Raw genomic sequence first — 19,071 nt, 5'->3', positions numbered from 1 at the left:
ACGAGTGGCTGCGGTCACTGCTGCGATTTACTCTGTGGTGTCGGCACCGGCTGGCACCGGGTAGCACCGATTGCCATCGGTTGGCATCGATTGGCACCGGTTGGCATCGGTTGGCATCGGTTGGCATCGGTTGGCATCGTCCCGTCAGCGGAATGTGACGCTTAAAGCATCACATCGCGATGCCAGCCGGATGGCAAACGGTGCGACAAACAAAAAGGCCGCGTCGATGTGACGCGGCCTGCCAGTCTACTGCATCCGGAAGGTCTGGACGACCCGCCGCCGTTATTTCAGCGAAACGCTGTCGTTGAGAATACGCGGCGTCAGGAACACCAGCAGCTCGGTGCGATCGTCCTGCTTGGAGTTGTCCCGGAACAGGTAGCCGAGCACTGGCACGTCGCCGAGCCAGGGCACCTTGTTCGAGTTGTCCTTCAGCGTCTGCTGGTAGATACCGCCAATCACCACGGTGCCGCCGTTCTCCACCAGCACCTGGGTCTGCACGTGCTTGGTATTGATGGCCAGACCGCCCGGCGTCGGATCGCCCGGGGTGTCCTTGTTGACGTCCACATCGAGCATCACGTTGCCTTCCGGCGTGATCTGCGGCGTGACTTCCAGCTTCAGGTTGGCCTTCTTGAACGCGATCGAGGTGGCGCCGCTCGACGTCGACTGCTGGTACGGTAGTTCCGTGCCCTGCTCGATCAGCGCCTTGATGTTGTTCGCCGTCACCACACGCGGGCTCGAAATGACCTTGCCCTTGCCATCGGCCTCCAGCGCCGACAGCTCCAGCGCCAGGAAGCGGCCGGCACCGGCGTTGAACAGGCTCACCGCCACCGAGGCCGGGTTGGCCGCGCCGATCGCCGCGGCCGGCAGGCTCAGCGCCGGGCTGTTGTCCCAGGTGGCATTCTGCGTGAACGGGCTGGTCACGTTGGTGTACGAGTTGCCGTAGCCCGCGCCGCTACGCTGCGAGGCGAAACCGAGCTTGACGCCGAGATTGCGGCTGAAGGTATCGGTGGCCTCGACGATGCGTGCCTCGATGATGACCTGGCGCACCGGGATGTCGATCTTCTGCAGGAACGACTGCACTTCCTCGAGCTTGCTGCCGATGTCCGACACGAACAGCTGGTTGGTACGCGGATCCGCCGTCAGCGAGCCACGCTTGGACAGGATACGTCCGGCCGACGCGCCACCCACGCCACCGACCGGGGCCACCGCGCCGCCCGCGGCGCCGCCGGTGGCGATACCGAGCAGCATGCGGCGCACGTCGTCGGCGCGCTGGTAGTTGAGCTGGAACACCTGGCTGCGCATCGGCTCCAGTTCCACGATCTGCGCGCGCGCCTCGAGCTCGGCTTTCTCCTTCTCGGCCAGCTCGTTCTTCGGCGCGACCCACAGCACGTTGCCATTGCGGCGCGACGCGAGGCCCTTGGAGTCCATCACGATCTGCAGCGCCTGGTCCCACGGCACATCCTTCAGTCGCAGCGTCAGGTTGCCCTGCACGGTATCGCTCGTGATGATGTTGAGGCCGGTGAAGTCGGCAAATACCTGCAGCAGCGAGCGGATATCGATGTTCTGGAAGTTCAGCGACATCCGTTCGCCACGATAGCCCGAGCCCGCGATCAGCTTGTTGGGATCTTCCTTGACCGGACGCACCTCCACCACGAACTGCGTGTCGGTCTGGTACGAGCTGTACTCCCAGTTACCGCGCGGCTCGATGGTCAGGCGCGCATTGCCGGTGGTATCGCTGGCACGCATCGCCTGCACGGGCGAGCCGAAGTCGCTGACATCGAAGCGCCGGCGCAGATCCGCGGGCAGCGTGGTGCCGATGAAATCGACCACGAGATTCTGCCCTTGCTGCGCGATATTGATGCCCGAGTCGCGCGAGGACAGGTCCACCACCACCCGGCCGGCGTTATCGGCGCCGCGGCGGAAGTCGATATTGCGCACCGAGGGCCGGTTGGCGGCCACCGCGGCGGCAGCGGCCGGGCCTGGCGCAAAGGTCGGCGCGCTCGGCCGCGTGGCCTGGGCGGCGTTCTCCAGCAGCACGACGAACTGGTTGCCACGCACCTCCGTGCGATACGGCGCCGAGCGCGTCAGGTCCAGCACCACGCGCGTGCGGTTGCCGATCTGCATCACGTTGGCGCCCTTGAGCAGCTTGCCCGCGTAATCGTACTGCGCGCGGCCTGCGGCAAAACCCGTGTCGATAAAGTCGATCGCGATCCGGGCCGGCGTCTGCGTGGTGAAGTCCACCGGCTTCTCCGCCGGCGCCGATTGCAGGTCGACCGTGAATACGGTCTGCTCGCCAATCACGTTGGCGTCCACCTGCTTTACCTGGTTTGTCTGCGCCTGGGCGACTGGTGCGGCCAGCACCAGCGCCATCGCTGCAGCGCCCGCAAGCGCCCGGTACCAACGTGCCGTGATCATGCGGACCCCTCCAGCTTCAGGCTGGTCATTTTCTCTTTCCAATCTGTGACCCCTTCCCGAACCAATTCGCGCAACACGATCTCTTGATCGCTGATGCGGACCACCCGGCCATAGTTCTGGCCGAGATACTGACCCACTTTGACGTGGTGGATCTTGTTATCTACGCGTACCACACCGTAGGTCTCGCCGTTTTTCCTCATCATGCCGAGCATCTTGAAGTTTTCCAGCGGAAAATCCTCGAGCGGCTCGTGTCGCCGTCCGGCCTCCGGCGACTCAGACATTGCCTTGTTCAGTTCGCCGATCTTGGTCTGGGCGAACGGTTCCGGCGCGCCGCGGCCCGCGTATTCGCGCGGCACATACGGCTTGACGTCGGGCAGCGGTTCAGGCGGCGGCACCCGGGCCGCGCGCGTGGATGCCATCCATTGCTGCAGGTTCTCGTCTTCGCCGCCGCCACACGCGGCGAGCAGGCTCGTGGCCAGCGCCATCACGGCGACGGTGAGGCAGACCCGGGGAGCGTGGGCGCGGCTCATTTGGCACCTCCGGTCTTCTTGGCGGCGGCATCCGCGGCGGCACGCCGCTGTGCGGCCTGCTCGTCGGGATCGAGCGCGCGATAGGCCATCGCGATCGCGCCCATCGACAGCACGCCGTCCTTGCCCGTGGCCAGGTTCAGGCCGCGGATCGACACGATGCGCGAGAGCGCGGCAACGTCCGCGTTGAATTGCGCGATGTCGTGGTAGCGGCCCGTGACCTTGAGGTCGACCGGAATCTCGGCGTAGTACTGGCGTACCGTCGCAGCAGCCGGCTTGAACAGCTCGAACTGCAGCCCGCGTGCCACGCCGGCATGGTTGACGTCCGCCAGCAGCGCATCCATCTCGGTCTTGTTGGGCAACTGGCGCTCGGCGAGCGCGACGCGCTTTTCCACCTCGACCTTCTGCGCGCGCAATGCGTCCAGGTTGGCCACCTGCGCAACCTTGCTCTGGTACGCCTGGCGCAACTGCTGCTGCTCGGCCTGCTTGCGCTCCAGCTCGTCGGTCTTGTCGCTCCAGTAGAACTGCCAGCCGAGCGCAAGTACCAGCACGGCCGCCAGCACCGAGAACAGCAAGCGCGGCGCGGCCGGCCAGCTTTCCGGTTCGTTGAGGTTGAGGCCGCGGAACTGCGCGGTGAGATCCGTCAGCGAGAGATTGGTATCGAGTGCCATGATCAGACCTTCCCGCCCTGGGTGCCCGCCGCCTGCACGCCACTGGCGCCGGTCTTCTTCTTGTCGGCTCCTTCGGGCGCGCGATAGGCAAAGCGCATCGAGAAATCGAACAACCGGCGCTGCTCGCGCAGGTTGTTGGTCATGGTGACCGCCTTCGACTCGTTGAGCTCGGCCTTGTCGAGCCAGCTCACCAGGCTGAGGTTGCGCAGCAGTTCGGAGATACGCTCGTTCGATTGCGCCACGCCCTTGATGACGAACGCGTCGCCGGTCTGCGTGAGCCCCGTCAGGTAGACCCCCTCGGGCACCTGCCGCACCAGTTCCTCGAGCAACTGCACGGGCAGGTTGCGCTGCGCCTGCAGGCCCTCGATCGCGCGCTGCCGTTCGAGCAGCGCCTCGATATCCTTCTTGAGCGTGTTGACCTCGCGGATCTGCGCATCCATCTGCGCATTCGCCGCCTTGAGCTGCGCGTTGCGGGCCACCTCGGCATCGATGCGGTGATCGATATAGAACCCGCCCGCCAGCACCACCAGCGCGCCGGCGCCAGCGGCGCCGCCGAGCATGGTGTAGACCTTCTTGCGCCGGGCTGCCTTGCGCGCCTCGTGATACGGCAGCAGGTTGACCGACGGGATCGTGTTCGTGGACATGCTTCTCCCCCCGGTTTGGGTTATTGCAGCCCGCGCAATGCCAGTCCCGCGCTGACGATATAGGCCGGCAGGTCGCGCTGGAGATAGCGCTCATTGACCTTGCCCGCGGTCGTCATGTTGGCGAAAGGATTGGCCAGCGTGGTGGTGATCTGCGTCTGCTGCTGAATGGCGGCCTGCACGCCGAGTAACGAGGCGTGGCCGCCCGAGAGCAGGATCTCGTCGACCCGGCCAAGACTCGAGCTCGCAATGAAGTTGCCGATGGCGCCCTGCACCTCCATTGCCAGCGCCTCCAGCGAGGGCTTGAGCAACTGGGCGCGCCAGGCTTCCGGCAGCGTGTTCTTGCGCTTCTTGATTTCCGCCTTGAGCGCGTCGAGCGTAAACATGCGCGCCGCGCTTTGCGTGAGCTGGTCGCCGTAGCTGTTGAGCGGCTGCTCGTACAGCTCCTTCCAGCCCTGGTAGAAGATCGCCTTGGAGCGGCTGCCACCGAGGTGGATCACCGCCATCACCGGCAGGTCCTTGGCGTCCGCCTCGGTCAGGCCCTCGGGCACGCCGAGCATCTGCACGATGGAACGCTGCACGGCGTACTCCTCGACGTCCATGACCTGGGGCTTGAGCCCGGCCATTTCCGCCGCGGTCACGCGCTCCTGCACGCGGTCGCTGTTGGCCGCAGTCACCCGCACGCCGATCCCGCCCTCGGTCTCGTTCGGTCCGATGACCGCGAAATCGAAGTTGACCGCCTGCGAAGGCGGATAGAGGCGATGCGCCTCGGATTCGACCTGGGAATAGAGTTCGTCCTCGGACAGGTTGTCCGGCAGACTGACCGTCTGGGACTCGGTCAGCATGGACGGCACCCCCAGCACCACATCCTTGGTGCGAATGCCGGCCTTGCCGAGCGCGCGCTTCAGCGCGATGCCCACGGCCTCGATGTTGATGACGTTGCCATCGGCAACGGCATTCCGGTCCAGCAGTTCGCTGGCACACTTCTCCAGCCGGTAATCGTGCCTGCCCGCCCCAACGGACAGCTCGACAACCTTGACGCTAGACGACCCAATATCCACGCCGACCGTAGTCCGGCGCAGAAGACCCGACAAGATGCCCCGTCGCAAGGTGACCCCCTGACATTTGAACTCGCACACGGCATGACTGCTCTAATGGTGCGATTCAGTTTCTTGGATGAAACGTTTGCTCTTTTATTGTTGGAGGATTCTCACAAAAAGCCGGGACCGTGGCAATGTGGCTGTTTCAACACGCTTTCTTTTTGTGAGGTCGTCCCTGAAAGCGTTGCCAAAATCCGACGCTCGGCGCCGCGTCCGAGGCTCGCGCCATCGCCAACACCCCGCGCCGTACGAGACATCGCACTATCGAATCCCCGCCGGATTCGCGGATTCGCGGATTCGCGGATTCATGGATTCGCAGTCCGCCCGCAGCGCGGGTCGGCGCTCCCCCCTCGCCGCCACGTCGTCTCCCCTGCGTCTAAGGCTGCGTTAAAGGCAGATCTCAACAGCATTACATCTTGTAACAGCGTGATAGCGCCTCTTGCCTCACCACGTGCCTGGATCGGGCCATGCCCGACGATATAATCCGGGGCATTCTGATCAGGTAAACCTTTATGGCCACAGCACAACAGAAGCCGTCCCTTCCCGTTCGCCGCCCGCTCTGGGTGCGCGCCATGTTCTGGGTGGTCGGACTGTTCGTCGCGGGTGTCGTCGCGGTCGCACTGCTGGTGGGCTACGCGCTGCTGGTGGCGAACCCGAACCTGCCGTCGCTGGACACCATCACCGACTACCGGCCCAAGATTCCGCTGCGCATCTACACGGCCGACAACGTGCTGATCGGCGAGTTCGGCGAGGAGCGCCGCAACTTCGTGCCCATCGGCGAGATTCCCGATGTCATGAAGAAAGCCGTGCTGGCGATCGAGGACGATCGCTTCTACGAGCACGGCGGCGTGGACTTTGTCGGCGTGCTGCGCGCCGGCCTCGCCAACCTGCGTGGCGGCCTGTCGCAGGGCGCGTCGACCATCACGATGCAGGTCGCGCGCAATTTCTTCCTCTCGAGCGAGAAGACCTATACGCGCAAGATCTACGAGATGCTGCTGGCGTACAAGATCGAGCGCAACCTGACCAAGGACCAGATCCTCGAGCTGTACATGAACCAGATCTACCTGGGTCAGCGCGCCTACGGCTTTGCCAGCGCGGCGCGCGTGTACTTCGGCAAGTCGATCAGGGATGTCACCCCCGCAGAGGCGGCGATGCTGGCCGGCCTGCCCAAGGCGCCGTCCGCCTACAACCCCGTGGTCAACCCGCGCCGCGCGAAGGTGCGCCAGGAATATATCCTGCAGCGCATGCGCGATCTGGGCTACCTCACGCCCGAGCAGTACGACCAGGCCGTGCGCGAGGAACTGCATGTGCGCAGCGAGGGCAACGAGTTCTCGACTCATGCCGAGTACGTGGCCGAGATTGTGCGCCAGCTGATGTACGCGCAATACCGCGAAGAAACCTACACGCGCGGGCTCACCGTCTACACCACGCTGCTCAAGCCGGACCAGGATGCCGCGTACGACGCCGTGCGCGCCAACATCATGAATTACGAGCGCCGCCACGGCTATCGTGGTCCCGAGGCGTTTATCGAGCTGCCGTCCGATCCGGCCGAGCGCGAGCAGGCCATCGACGACGCGCTGGTCGAGCACCCGGGCAGCGACGACCTGCGCTCGGCCGTTGTCACCAGTGTCTCGCCCAAGCAGGTCAAGGCCACGCTGCTGTCGGGCGAGGTTGCCACCATCGAGGGCCAGGCGCTGCGCTTTATCGCGCCTTCGCTGGCCAGCAACGCGCAGCCGAAGGTACGCATCCGGCCTGGCGCGATCATCCGCGTCACGCAGGACGGCAAGGACAATACGTGGTCGGTCACGCAGCTGCCCGAGGTGGCCGCCGCGTTCGTCTCGATGAACCCGGAGGACGGCGAGATCCGCGCGATGGTCGGCGGCTTCGACTTCAACCGCAACAAGTTCAACCACGTGACACAGGCATGGCGCCAGCCGGGCTCGAGCTTCAAGCCGTTTATCTATTCGGCCGCGCTCGAGAAGGGCTTCTCGCCTGCCACCGTGATCAACGACGCGCCCCTCACCATCGGCCCGGACACCGGCGGCCAGGTGTGGGAGCCCAAGAACTACGATGGCAAGTTCGAAGGCCCGATGACCATGCGCCGCGCGCTGGCCAAGTCGAAAAACCTGGTTTCGGTGCGCATCCTGCGCGCCATCGGCACCCAGTACGCGCAGGATTACATCACGCGCTTCGGCTTTGAAGCCGACAAGCATCCCGCCTACCTGCCGATGGCGCTCGGTGCCGGCACCGTCACGCCGCTGCAGATGGCCGGGGCCTACGCGGTATTCGCCAACGGCGGCTATCGCGTCAATCCGTACCTGATCCAGCGGGTAGTCGATTCGCGCGGCAAGGTGCTGTCGGAAACGCAGCCGCAACGCGCCGGCCAGGACGCCGTGCGCGTGCTCGACGCGCGCACGGCGTTTATCGCCGACAGCATGCTGCGCGAGGTGGTGCGCTCGGGTACCGCCAATCCGGCCAAGCAGCGCCTTGGCCGCAACGACCTTGCCGGCAAGACCGGCACCACCAACGATTCCGTCGATGCCTGGTTTGCCGGCTATACGCCCAAGCTCGTAGGCATCGCCTGGATGGGGTACGACCAGCCCAAGAGCCTGGGCGCGCGCGAAACCGGTGGCGGCCTGGCGCTGCCGATCTGGGCCAGCTACATGGGCAAGGTGCTCAAGGGCGTGCCGGAATCGCCGGAGCGCCAGCCGCCCGAGGGCGTGGTAATGGTGGCGGGCGACTGGGCCTTCGAGGAGAACGCCGGCGGTGCAGGCGTGGCCTCGGTGGGCCTGGGCGACCCGTGGCCGGGCAAGCCGGAGGAGACGCCGCATGCGCCCACTCCGGATACCGAGTCGGAAAAGAAGAAGATCCTGGAGATGTTCGGCGGCGCGTGATGCGCCCGCGGCGCGGCCCTGACGACACCCCTGTCGCCATGGCCCGCCCCGACTCCGTTACAGCTGGATGGTCGTGCCAGCCTGCTGGCTCATGTAGGCCGACAGCGCGCCGTACAGCTCCCCGCCACCGCGCGTATCCATCCACTGGCCACCGTCGTGGCGGAAGTGGAAGCCGCCGGCCTTGGCGGCCACCCACAGTTCCTGCATCGGCGCCTGGCTGTTGACGATGATCTTGGAACCGTCCTCGAACTCGAACTCCAGCACGTTGCCGGTACGATTGATCTCGATATCGGCATCGGCCGCATCGGCGGCCGCTTCCACGGCGGCTTCGAGCCGGTCCAGGGCCTCGCTGGCCAGCGTCAGGAACTCGGTTTCACTCATGGGGGGCATGCTAAACTCCATGGCCGCCGTCCGCACGCATACCGTGACGTGGATAGGCGTTGCGGCCGGCCCGGCCGGTTGATTCGTTTCGTCGATGGCTGCTGGCACCGCATCCGCCGGTTATCCCGCTGATCATTGACTTCCTAGCCATCCAGACCATGAAGGACTTCCCGATGCTGCGCCGTGCCGCGATTGTATCGGCGTTTGCCGCCGGCCTCGCGATGCCCCTTGCCGGATGCGGCATTCGCGGGCCGCTCACGATGCCGCGGGTGCCGCCGGCACCGACCGCGCCGAACGTGCCCGACCCCGGCCTCGGCAACCCGAATCTCCCGCTGACGACGGTGCCGCCGCGCGCGCCTGAGTCCGCTCCCGGGGCAGCCCCCGATGGCGCGGCCGCCAGTCCGACCCGCGGTGGCGCCGAAGGTGCATCCGCGATGCCGGCCGACCGCGCCCCCGACGCCCGCCCCGGCGCCCCCGTCCCCACCGCCCGTTGAACATGAACGCATTTTTTCACCGCCGCGACGGCGCCCTCGCCGTCGAGCAGGTACCGCTGGCCCGCATCGCCGAGGCCTTCGGCACACCGACCTACGTCTACTCGCGCGCCGCGCTGACCGCCGCGTACCAGGCCTATGCGGCCGCCTGCAAGGGCTACCGTGCCCACGTGCAATACGCGATGAAGGCCAACTCCAACCTGGCCGTGCTGCAGGTCTTTGCCAGGCTCGGCGCGGGCTTCGACATCGTCTCCGGGGGCGAACTGTTGCGCGTGCTGGCCGCCGGTGGCGATCCGCGCAAGGTGGTGTTCTCGGGCGTCGGCAAGAGCGAGGCCGAGATGGAACTCGCGCTCGCGCACGACGTGCGCGGCTTCAATGTGGAATCGATTCCGGAACTGGACCGCCTCAACGCGGTGGCGGGCCGCGTCGGCAAGCGCGCGCGTGTCTCTCTGCGCATCAACCCGGATGTCGATGCCAGGACGCACCCGTACATCTCCACCGGCCTCAAGGGCAACAAGTTCGGCGTGGCGTTCGACGATGTCCTGCCGACCTATCGTGCCGCGGCGGCGCTGCCGCACCTCGATGTGACCGGCATCGACTGTCATATCGGCTCGCAGATCACCGAGGTGGCACCGTACCTGGAAGCGCTCGACAAGGTGCTCGACGTGGTGGAAGCGCTTGCGCGCGAAGGAATCGACCTCGAGCATATCGATGTGGGCGGCGGCCTCGGCATTACGTACGACGACGAAACGCCGCCCGATATCACCGGCTTCGCCACCACGCTGCTGGAGCGCGTGACGGCGCGCGGCCATGGCCATCGCGAAGTCCTGTTCGAGCCGGGCCGCTCGCTGGTCGGCAATGCCGGCGCCCTGCTGACCCGCGTGGAGTTCCTCAAGCCCGGCGCGGCCAAGAATTTCTGCATCGTCGATGCGGCCATGAACGATCTCGCGCGGCCGGCGATGTACGAAGCGTTCCACCGTATCGACGCGGTGACGCCGCGCGCCGACACGCCGGTGGTCTACGACGTGGTCGGTCCGGTATGCGAGTCGGGCGACTGGCTCGGCCGCGACCGCGCGCTGGCGGTGCAACCGGGCGACCTGCTCGCGGTGATGTCCGCGGGCGCGTACGGCTTTGTCATGAGCTCCAACTACAACTCGCGCGGACGCGCCGCGGAAGTGCTCGTCGACGGCGAGGCCGTGCATCTGGTACGCGAGCGCGAGCGCCCCGAGGACCTGTTCCGCAACGAGCGGCTGCTGCAGGACTGAAACCGGCAACGGGCGGGATCGGACCGGAGGTCATCCCCGCCCGGCCATGCGCGGCGCCACTCTCAGGCGGCCGCGCGCGGCTTGCGCGCCCACCACCAGGCCCGCGCCGCCAGCAGCACGAACACCACGGCCGCGTAGATCGAGACTTCGCTGAAGTCGTGCTTGCCAGCCTTGTGCCACCAGTAGTGCAAAATAGCCAGCACGACAATCCCGTACACCGCCTTGTGCAGCACCTGCCAGCGCTTGCCGCCAAGGCGCTTCACCATGCCGTTGGTCGAGGTCAGCGCGAGCGGCACCATGAGCGCGAACGCGGCGAATCCTACCGTGATGAACGGGCGCTCGATCACGTCCTTGAGCATGTACGCGAGGTCGAAGCCGCGATCGACGGCAAGCCAGAGCAGGAAGTGCTGCAGGCCGTAGAAAAAGGCAAACAGGCCCAGCATGCGACGCAGCCGCACCACCCAGTTCCAGCCGCTCAATCGCCGCAACGGCGTGATGGCCAGCGTCACACACAGCATCACGAGCGTCCACGTGCCGGTCGAGCGCGTCACGAATTCGAGCGGATTGGCGCCGAACTGCGCGGTCGCGCCAAGGTACACCAGGCGCAGGAACGGCAGCAGTGCCAGTAGCCACACCACCACCTTGACCGCGCGCAGGCGCGCCGGCGACAGCATGGCGAGGCCGCCCGCCGCAGCCGGGCTGCGCGGGGACGCCCTCGATACCGCCCGCGATGCCGCCCTTGATACGCCCGGCGGCGTTGCCGTGCTTTCAGCGCTCATGTCCGGCTCCCGCATCAGAAGAACTTCTTGAGGTCCATGCCCGCGTACAGCGAGGCCACCTGCTGCCCGTAGCCGTTGAACGGTAACGTCTTGCGCTTGGGCGCAAACAGCGCGGCAAACCCGCCCGCGCCGTTGTCCTCGCCGATACGCCGCTCGGTGGCCTGGCTCCAGCGCGGATGGTCGACCGCCGGGTTCACGTTCGAATAGAACCCGTATTCGTTCGGCGCCGCGATATTCCAGCTCGTGGGCGGCTGCTTGTCGACAAAGCGGATCTTCACGATCGACTTGGCGCTCTTGAAGCCATACTTCCATGGCACCACCATGCGTACCGGCGCGCCGTTCTGGTTCGGCAGCACCTCGCCATAAAGGCCAAACGTCAACAGCGCGAGCGGATGCATCGCCTCGTCCATGCGCAAGCCTTCGCTGTACGGCCATTCCAGCACCGAACGCGAGACACCGGGCATCTGCTTCTTGTCGGCCAGCGTGATGAACTGCACGAACTTGGCGCCAGGTTGCGGTTCCACGCGCTTGATCAGCTCCGCCAGCGGATAGCCGATCCATGGGATCACCATGGACCAGCCCTCGACGCAGCGCAGGCGATACACGCGCTCTTCCATCGGCGCCAGCTTGAGCAGCTCGTCGAGGTCGTAGACCTTGGGCTGCTTGACCAGCCCTTCCACGGCCACCTGCCACGGGCGCGGGCGCAGCGTGCCGGCGTAGCGGGCAGGGTCCGACTTGTCGGTGCCGAACTCGTAGAAGTTGTTATACGTCGTCACGTCCTCGTAGGACGTGCGCTTTTCCGCGATGGCGTAGGCGCTGTTCGGCGTGGCGGCGAGTTTGGCGCCATGTCCCTGTGCATGGGCCTGACGCGCAAACCAGGGCGCGAGCGTACCGCCCGCCACCCCGGCCGCGGCCAGCGTAAGCAGCCGCCGGCGGGCTTCAAAGACATTGCGGGGCGTGATTTCCGCGGCGGAGATGTCGTCGCCACGGAGCCATTTGGGGGAAGGGATCAGCATCGGTAAACCTCGTTAGAGACCAGACGGACATGGATGCCATGCCCGCCACATCGTTTGGCCGTATTGCATCGTTGGACTTACGGCTTAGTCGGTTGGTGCGGCAAATCCTGACAGCTATTTTTTCGCCATGTCGGCGGGTGGCGCGCGTGGTCCGCCAGTGGCCTTCCAATGAGGCTTCCCATGCGGCTTCCTATGCGGCTTCCTATGCGGCTCCCCATGGGGCTTCCTATGGGGCTTCCTATGAGCCTTCCGGCCCCCGGTGCGGCCCTGGTGACACCCGGGCCAGGCCTCAGGCAGTCCCTGACGGCGCCCGCATGCGACCTTTAGCCGCGCTGGTACTGCTGGTAGACCGTCTGCGCCAGCGCCAGCAGGCGCGTGCGCTCCAGCGGTCCGGCCAGCGCAAAGCCGACATCGCGGTCGACCCAGTAAAACGCCATCGCACCGCCGGCGGGCGTCGGCTGGCCGCCCGGCCCTTGCCGCATCCGTTCGAGCCGGAACGCGGTATCCGGCGTTCCCGCCGCCATGCGGCGCAGTTGCAGCGACAGACGCGTGCCGTCGTCCGCCTCATACATCAGCATCGCGCTCGGCCCGCCTTCGGCAACGCCCAGCCGGCCGCCGATGAGGTGAAAGCCGTGCGCGCGCAGGTCGGGCACCTGCAACGGCGTGCCGAGCCGCTTGGACAGCCAGGCCACCAGATGGGCTTCATCCTGCGCCGCCACCTCCACCACGTGCCGCACTTCCGGTGCGTAGACCACGTGGCTGGCCAGCGCCTCGCGCGCAAAGCGCTCGCCCGGCGGCAGCGCCGCCACGTCAAGGCTGCCCGCATCGAGCCGGTCGCGCACCAGCCAGCCGCCGGCGCCGCCGAGCGCGAGCGATGCCACGCTCGCCGCCAACGCCAGCGGCCATGCCAGCGCGGGCCCGCGCCTGCGCCTGCCGGCCTGACCAAAGGAGCCGCGCTCGGCACCATCGTTACGCAATGCCGGTGGCAACGCCGCCAGCGGCACCGCTTCATTCAGAACATTGTCGAGCGCCGCATGCAGGCCCTGCGCCTGCGCGCGCCACGCCGCCACCTTGCGCGCGGCTTCGGCGTCGGCCGCCAGATGGGCCTCCACGGCCGCGCGACGCGGCCCGGTCAAGTGGCCGTCGGCATAGGCATGGAGTTCGGCTTCGCTGACGGCAGCCATCATTTGACTCGCTGCAAGGCCGTGGCGGCGCCCGGCACGCCATCGGCGGCGCCCTCTCCCTCGAGCAGCCGGCGCATATGCTCGCGTGCACGCGCCAGCCGCGACATCACGGTGCCCACCGGCACCTCCAGCACCTCGGCCGCCTCCGCATAGGAAAACTGTTCCAGGCTCACCAGCAGCAGCACCGCACGCTGCGCCTCCGGCAGGTGTCCGAGTGCCCGCAGCAGGTCGCGGCGCAGGCCCGGATCGGGCGCGGGCGACGCGATATCGGGCAGCGTATCGGTCACGGTCACGAGGTCCTTCCTTCTGATCGCATTCAGGCGAATCCGGTGCATCAGGGTCAGCAACCACGGCAGCAATCCATCCGCGCCGTCGCCCCACAAGGCGCCGTGGCGCAGGCGAAAGCGCCAGCGATAGCGCAACGCCCGCTCCAGCGTGTCCTGTACGAGGTCGTCGGCCAGCGCGGCATCGCCGGTCAGGCCGCGCGCGTGGCGCCGCAAGCGCGGCGCCAGCGCGACCAGCTGGCTGTCGAAACCGTCCATGCCGGAAGGCCGCCTGCCTGGCCGACTGACCGCCGATCAGGGCTTGGCCACGTGCCAGACGCCCAGCACGTTGTCACCGGTCCGATCCCCGGCCTTGGCATCCTTCGCAAAGCGGTACAGCGGGTGGCCCTTGTAGGCCCACTGGCGCGTGCCGTCATCACGCGTGATGATCGTGTAGTCGCCGGTGGCGCTGGTGCCCGGGCTGGCCAGCAGCGGCGGCCAGTTGGTCGCGCAGGTGGCATTGCAGACGCTCTTGCCGCTGTTGGCGGTATCGCGGTCAAACGTGTACAGCGTCAGGCCCTGGGGATCGGTCAGCGCGCCATTGCTTACCTTGACGGTCGGCGGCATGTTGCCGCCGCTCGCGCCGCCATAACCGGCACAGGCGGCCAGCAGTACGGAAGCGGATGCCAGCACGAGGCCGGCGGGACGGAGCAGGGATACCGCGGTACGACGGTGGAAAGCCATGGTGAATCCTCCTTCTCGGTTCCGGCACCGACAGTCGGCGCCGCTCCCTTCAGTAAACACCCAATGTGATGCCTTTATTCCGCCAGGTTTCCGCTTTTTTGCCAGATGTGACGACTTCGTGCCGCGCATGCGGCAAACGCGTCACATTAATGCAGGGAACGGTCGAAAAAAAACCTGCCGCCATGCGACAGGTTCTTTGACCGGCGTGTGGGTCGGTGCGCGTGACCGCGCCGACGTCACAGTTCGCCGTAGCTATGCAGACCCGACAGGAACATGTTCACGCCGAGGAACGCAAAGGTCGTCACCAGCAATCCGACCAGCGCCCACCAGGCCGCCATGGTGCCGCGCAGCCCCTTCATCAGGCGCATATGCAGCCAGGCCGCGTAGTTGAGCCACACGATCAGCGCCCAGGTCTCCTTCGGGTCCCAGCTCCAGTAGCCGCCCCAGGCTTCGGCCGCCCACAGCGCCCCCAGGATGGTGGCGATGGTAAAGAACGCAAAGCCGACCGCGATCGCCTTGTACATGACGTCGTCGAGCAGCTCCAGCGACGGCAGGCGCTCGGCCAGGATGCCGCGCTGCTTCAGCAGGTACGCCACCGCCACCATGGCCGCCAGCGAGAAGGTACCGTAGCCGATAAAGTTGGCCGGCACATGGATCTTCATCCACCAGCTTTGCAGCGCGGGCACCAGCGGCTGGATCTCCTGGGCATTGCGGCTGACCGTGTACCAGAGCAGAAAACCCACCGCCGCCGATACCACCAGCATTACGAACGGGCCGAGCGGACGCGTGGCGTAGCGGCGCTCGTAGTAGAGATAGAACAGCGACGTGATCAGTGTGAACAGCACGAATACTTCGTACAGGTTCGAAATCGGGATGTGCCCGATATCCGGGCCGATCAGGTACGACTCGTACCAGCGCACCAGCAGCCCGGTAAAGCCGAGCACCACCGCGCCCCAGCACAGCTTGCTGCCGATGCTGTAGCCCGTGCCCGAACGCGTGGTCAGGCCCACCCAGTAGAACAGCGTCGACAGGAACACCAGCGCGCTCATCCACAGGATGGCCGACTGGCTCGACAGGAAATACTTGAGGAAGAACGCCTGCTCGGCGCGCGCGAGGTCGCCCTGGTAGATCTGCACCGCACCGATCGCGAGCACGGCCAGCGTCGCCATCAGCGGCCGCACCGCCTTCCAGTGCCAGCCCAGCAGCGCGAAGGTGGGCACGGCGCCGATCAGCACGGCCTTGTCGTAGATGTTCATCCACTGACCGTAGCGCGACAGCGCAAACCCGGCGCCGATGACGAGCAGCACCGCATACACCCAGTCCACCCACGACAGGCGGCGCAGGAACGAGGGTTCGAGATAGGCCTCGGTGGCGGCCGGGGAGTGCCCGGCCGCGCCGACGATGCCGCCGGACGCAGCCCATGGCTGGCGTGATTCACATTGGAGGACATGGCATTCCTGCTCTTGTGGTTCGTTAGCGCTCCGCAATCCGCGTATTGGCCAATCGCGGAGCCTTTTTACGATAACGATGGCGCGCCCACATCACGCCGCCTCGATATTGCGCATACCCGTCTTCGGGGGTGCGGTCACCGCGCAGACGGCGGGCCGGGCTCGGACGGTTCCTGCGCGCTCCCGGTACCCGCGGCGCCCGCGGCTCCGGCAGCGCCGGCGGCACGGCCGACGTCGTCGCGCAGTGCCGCGAACTCCCGCTCGAAATCGAGCGTCCGGCGTTGCGTCGACATCGCCATCAATACCTCGCTGCCGCGACCCTCGTACCGATCCTTGACCCAGATCCATACCCGGCGCTCGCGGATGTAGAACATCGCAAATACGCCAAGTACCAGCAGCAGGCACCCAAGATACACGATGTTCTTACCGGGCGCACGGGTCATCTGGAACACGCTCGCGCGCACCTGCTCGAAGTCGTCGAGCTGCAGGAAAACCGGTGCGGCGTAGAAGAAACTGTCCGACAGGGAATTGACGGCTTGTTGCAGAAAGGCACTGCTCTTGACGTCGTTGGCCACCGCCGGCTGCCCGTCCTTTTCGCGCGCGAGCTGCCACAGTTCCCACATGCTGCCGTTCAGGATGCGCAACAGCACGTCGGCCGCCTTCTGCTGCTCTCCGGCCGGCACGGTACGTTCCAGGAACGAGGCGATCGCCGCAAACCCACCCGGCGGCGCATCGGCCTGCGTGCGGGTGGCGCCGGCAAACAGGTCCATGGCGCGCAAGGCGCTTTCCGCCAGCTGTCCGCGCAGGGTTTCCTTTTCCTTGCCCGGCATCGAGCTTTCGGCAAAGCGTCGCGCCGCCTCGCCACGCATGCCGCGATCCTGCAGCGCCGCGCGCAACCGCATCCAGTCCGCGACCGAACCCTGGTCGTCGGCGGGGATACGCAGATAGCGGAACGGCTCGTCCGGCGACTCGCGCATGCCAGCCAGGAACACCGATTGCCCATCGAGTTGCACCGGCACCATGTAGTTGTTGAACTCGCGCGCCTGTCCGTTGCGGTCGCGCAACTTGTACTGGACCGACGGGCCGACGTTGCGCAGCTCCTTCTGGCGTTCGGTGTTGGCCGCCGCACCCAGGTGCGCCGCCAGCGTGTCGCCGGCCGACTTGCGCGCGACGCCGCGCGCGTCATTCTTGCCCGATGCGTCCGTCACGTTCTCGACGTTCATCAGCCGGAAGTCGCTGAACTCGACCGTAATGCTGTCGGTATCGGCGCTGGTGCCGGTGCCGGACAGCGTCACGCTGTTGCCCACCGTGCCCGTGAACGGAAAGGTCTGGCCGGACGGCCCGGACATCGGATAACCGACAAACTTCAGGCGCGAGCCGCCATCCTCGAAGCTCGACTGGTAGATCGCGATACCGTCGACGATCAGCGGCTCGTTGACCTTGATGGTGGCCGCGGTCTGCTTGCCCGTGGCACGATCCGTCACCACCACGTCCGAGGCGAACAGCTTGGGCATGCCGGTGGAGTAGAAGTCCACCGTGAACTTCTTGAGCGTCAGGGTAAAGGGCAGGTCCTGCACCAGCGCGCCATCGGCGATATTGAGAATCGCCGTCGACACCGTGGCACCCTCGGGTACGAACGCATTGCCGCGGAAACCGGGATTGCCCGCCGACAGCCGATGCTCGGGCGGAATGTCGTTGATGACCGCGTTGCCCCGGATCGGCGTCTTGCCACCGAACCACATCTGCGCGCGGATCAGCATGTCGCCGTCGAGCAGCCCGCCGATGCAGATCACCACGATCGCGGTGTGCGCGAGGATATAGCCAAGCTTGTTGGCGGCACCGGCCTTGGCCGCGAGCAGCGTGGCGCCCTCATGCTCCACCGGCTTGACGCGGTAGCCGCGGTTGCGCAACAGCGCGGTCAGATGCGCGATGGCGTCCGCACGCGTGCGCGTGGCCTCGAATTCGCCGCGATGATGGAATGCGCGCAGGCTGCGCTCGCGCACGTGGTCTTTCCACGAACGCATGTCGGCGATCATGCGCGGCCCATTGCGCGCGATGCACAACGAAGTGGACACCACCAGGAAGGCCAGGATCAGCAGGAACCACCACGAGCTGTAGACCTTCTGCAGCGAAAGCGCATGGAACAGGTCCGCCCAGAACGGCCCGAACTGGTTCACATAGTTCGGATACGGCTCGTTCTGCTTGAGCACGGTCCCGATCACGCTGGCGATGGCGATCACCGTGAGCAGGGTGATCGCAAAGCGCATCGAGGACAGCAGCTCGACGGCGTCGCGCAGCACGCGGTGGGAGGTCTTCAGGTGCAGGCCCGAAGTGGAAGCGGTCGACATGTTGCGGTAACGCGTAGAAGGCTCGTCAGCGTCTCGTCAGGGGCTCGCAAGGCTCGTCAGTTGCGCTATTCGGTTGCGCTCGTCAGTGACGCTCGGCCGGCCGCTGATGGGGATGGACGGTTAAAAAAACAAAAGGGTGGACTTGCTCGCAAGCAGGCCACCCTCTTCGATTGTTGGCATGACGCCGGGTTTCATCGACCGGCGTCCGGCACGGCAAAACGTCAGCGCACGCCAGCGACGTAATCCGCCACGGCCTTGATCTCCGCATCCGACATGCGGGCGGTGATCGTAGCCATCACGGCGTTGTTCTTGCGGGTACCCTGGCGGAATGCTACCAGTTGGGACTCGGTATATTCGGAATACTGGCCGCCGATACGCGGATATTGCGCCGGAATGCCGGCACCCGTCGGTCCGTGGCAGCCGGCACAGGCCGGGACGCCCTTGGCCGCGATGCCGGCGCGGTAGATCTTCTGGCCGGCTTCGATGGTGTCCTTGTTCTTCGCCGTGGCGGGCTTGAGCTGCTGCTTGGCGAGGTAAGCGCCGACATCCCGCATTTCCTGATCGGTCAGCACCGATGCATACGGCGTCATGATGGCGTTATTGCGCGTCTTGGCCTTGAAGTCGGCCAGCTGCTTGTGCACGTATTCGGCCTGTTGTCCCGCCAGCTTGGGGTTGGCGGCGGCGCCGCTGTTGCCGGCCGCGCCATGGCAGCTCAGACAGGCAGGAACATTGCGATCGGGCGCGCCTTGCGAGTAGAGCGTTTCGCCTTTGGCGGGATCCCCCTTGGCGGGAGCCTGCTCTGCGGCGGAAGCCAGTCCCGTCATGGTCAGCCCCGGAACAGCGAGTGCCACGACAGCCAGAAAATTCGCAATGCGGTTCATTCGCACACCTTGTCAGAATTGTT

General features: G+C 66.2%; 17 protein-coding genes. 3 read left to right on the top strand and 14 right to left on the bottom strand.

All coding sequences use genetic code 11. From position 1 onward, the window contains the following. Positions 1-282: 282 nt before the first annotated feature. The 5 genes from pilQ to pilM are packed head-to-tail and all read right to left on the bottom strand — an operon-like array spanning position 283 to position 5,348. Positions 283-2,415, bottom strand: a complete 2,133-nt coding sequence (gene pilQ / locus DFLDMN_RS15660; RefSeq protein ID WP_423195808.1) for a type IV pilus secretin PilQ — start codon at positions 2,413-2,415, stop codon at positions 283-285. Further along, the gene (locus DFLDMN_RS15655) at positions 2,412-2,945 is read right to left on the bottom strand and encodes a pilus assembly protein PilP (RefSeq protein ID WP_423195807.1); all 534 of its coding nucleotides are present in this window, start codon (positions 2,943-2,945) and stop codon (positions 2,412-2,414) included. Before DFLDMN_RS15655 ends, pilQ begins: the two co-directional genes overlap by 4 nt. Further along, complete coding sequence (locus tag DFLDMN_RS15650; RefSeq protein WP_423195806.1) at positions 2,942-3,613, bottom strand: type 4a pilus biogenesis protein PilO; 672 nt, start codon at positions 3,611-3,613, stop codon at positions 2,942-2,944. The genes DFLDMN_RS15655 and DFLDMN_RS15650 overlap by 4 nt, the downstream gene beginning before the upstream one ends. Positions 3,614-3,615: 2 nt before the next feature. Then, on the bottom strand, positions 3,616-4,257 hold the full coding sequence (locus tag DFLDMN_RS15645; RefSeq protein ID WP_423195805.1) for a PilN domain-containing protein: 642 nt from the start codon (positions 4,255-4,257) through the stop codon (positions 3,616-3,618). 20 nt (positions 4,258-4,277) lie between these two features. Next, positions 4,278-5,348 carry a type IV pilus assembly protein PilM gene (gene pilM, locus DFLDMN_RS15640; RefSeq protein ID WP_423195804.1) on the bottom strand — a complete coding sequence of 357 codons (1,071 nt, stop codon included), beginning with the start codon at positions 5,346-5,348 and terminating at the stop codon, positions 4,278-4,280. A gap of 518 nt (positions 5,349-5,866) precedes the next feature. Between pilM and DFLDMN_RS15635 the strand changes: the two genes are divergently transcribed. Next, a complete protein-coding gene (locus DFLDMN_RS15635) occupies positions 5,867-8,248 on the top strand; it encodes a penicillin-binding protein 1A (protein WP_423195803.1) in 2,382 nt (793 codons plus the stop codon). 57 nt (positions 8,249-8,305) lie between these two features. Here the strand turns inward: DFLDMN_RS15635 and cyaY are convergent, their stop codons facing one another. Then, complete coding sequence (cyaY, locus tag DFLDMN_RS15630; protein ID WP_423195802.1) at positions 8,306-8,638, bottom strand: iron donor protein CyaY; 333 nt, start codon at positions 8,636-8,638, stop codon at positions 8,306-8,308. A 50-nt stretch (positions 8,639-8,688) separates the two neighbouring features. Here cyaY and DFLDMN_RS15625 point away from each other — a divergent pair, with 50 nt between their 5' ends. Both DFLDMN_RS15625 and lysA read left to right on the top strand, forming a co-directional pair. Beyond that, positions 8,689-9,123 carry a hypothetical protein gene (locus tag DFLDMN_RS15625; RefSeq protein ID WP_423195801.1) on the top strand — a complete coding sequence of 145 codons (435 nt, stop codon included), beginning with the start codon at positions 8,689-8,691 and terminating at the stop codon, positions 9,121-9,123. Positions 9,124-9,125: 2 nt separating this feature from the next. Then, the gene (lysA, locus tag DFLDMN_RS15620; protein WP_423195800.1) at positions 9,126-10,385 is read left to right on the top strand and encodes a diaminopimelate decarboxylase; all 1,260 of its coding nucleotides are present in this window, start codon (positions 9,126-9,128) and stop codon (positions 10,383-10,385) included. Positions 10,386-10,447: 62 nt separating this feature from the next. Here the strand turns inward: lysA and msrQ are convergent, their stop codons facing one another. From msrQ to DFLDMN_RS15580, 8 genes are all read right to left on the bottom strand, one after another. Further along, positions 10,448-11,164 (bottom strand): protein-methionine-sulfoxide reductase heme-binding subunit MsrQ, encoded by a 717-nt coding sequence (msrQ, locus tag DFLDMN_RS15615; RefSeq protein ID WP_423195799.1) that lies wholly within the window; start codon positions 11,162-11,164, stop codon positions 10,448-10,450. Between the two features lie 14 nt (positions 11,165-11,178). Then, complete coding sequence (gene msrP, locus DFLDMN_RS15610; protein WP_423195798.1) at positions 11,179-12,180, bottom strand: protein-methionine-sulfoxide reductase catalytic subunit MsrP; 1,002 nt, start codon at positions 12,178-12,180, stop codon at positions 11,179-11,181. A 323-nt stretch (positions 12,181-12,503) separates the two neighbouring features. Beyond that, positions 12,504-13,367 (bottom strand): zf-HC2 domain-containing protein, encoded by an 864-nt coding sequence (locus DFLDMN_RS15605; protein ID WP_423195797.1) that lies wholly within the window; start codon positions 13,365-13,367, stop codon positions 12,504-12,506. Next, positions 13,364-13,906: an RNA polymerase sigma factor gene (locus DFLDMN_RS15600; protein ID WP_423195796.1), complete on the bottom strand. Its 543-nt coding sequence runs from the start codon at positions 13,904-13,906 to the stop codon at positions 13,364-13,366. Before DFLDMN_RS15600 ends, DFLDMN_RS15605 begins: the two co-directional genes overlap by 4 nt. Before the next feature lie 36 nt (positions 13,907-13,942). Further along, a complete protein-coding gene (locus DFLDMN_RS15595) occupies positions 13,943-14,371 on the bottom strand; it encodes a hypothetical protein (RefSeq protein ID WP_423195795.1) in 429 nt (142 codons plus the stop codon). 236 nt (positions 14,372-14,607) lie between these two features. Continuing rightward, positions 14,608-15,774 carry a c-type cytochrome biogenesis protein CcsB gene (gene ccsB / locus DFLDMN_RS15590; protein ID WP_423198437.1) on the bottom strand — a complete coding sequence of 389 codons (1,167 nt, stop codon included), beginning with the start codon at positions 15,772-15,774 and terminating at the stop codon, positions 14,608-14,610. Between the two features lie 182 nt (positions 15,775-15,956). Further along, positions 15,957-18,167, bottom strand: a complete 2,211-nt coding sequence (locus DFLDMN_RS15585) for a cytochrome c biogenesis protein ResB (protein ID WP_423195794.1) — start codon at positions 18,165-18,167, stop codon at positions 15,957-15,959. A 221-nt stretch (positions 18,168-18,388) separates the two neighbouring features. Then, entirely contained in the window at positions 18,389-19,048 is a 660-nt protein-coding gene (locus tag DFLDMN_RS15580) for a c-type cytochrome (protein ID WP_423195793.1), read from the bottom strand. Positions 19,049-19,071: the final 23 nt, after the last annotated feature.

The sequence above is a fragment of the Cupriavidus sp. H19C3 genome (assembly GCF_049393815.1).
In the GTDB taxonomy this organism is placed as follows: Bacteria; Pseudomonadota; Gammaproteobacteria; order Burkholderiales; family Burkholderiaceae; genus Cupriavidus.
Note: the sequence above shows the minus strand (reverse complement) of the source record. Positions and strands in the feature narration are given on the sequence as shown.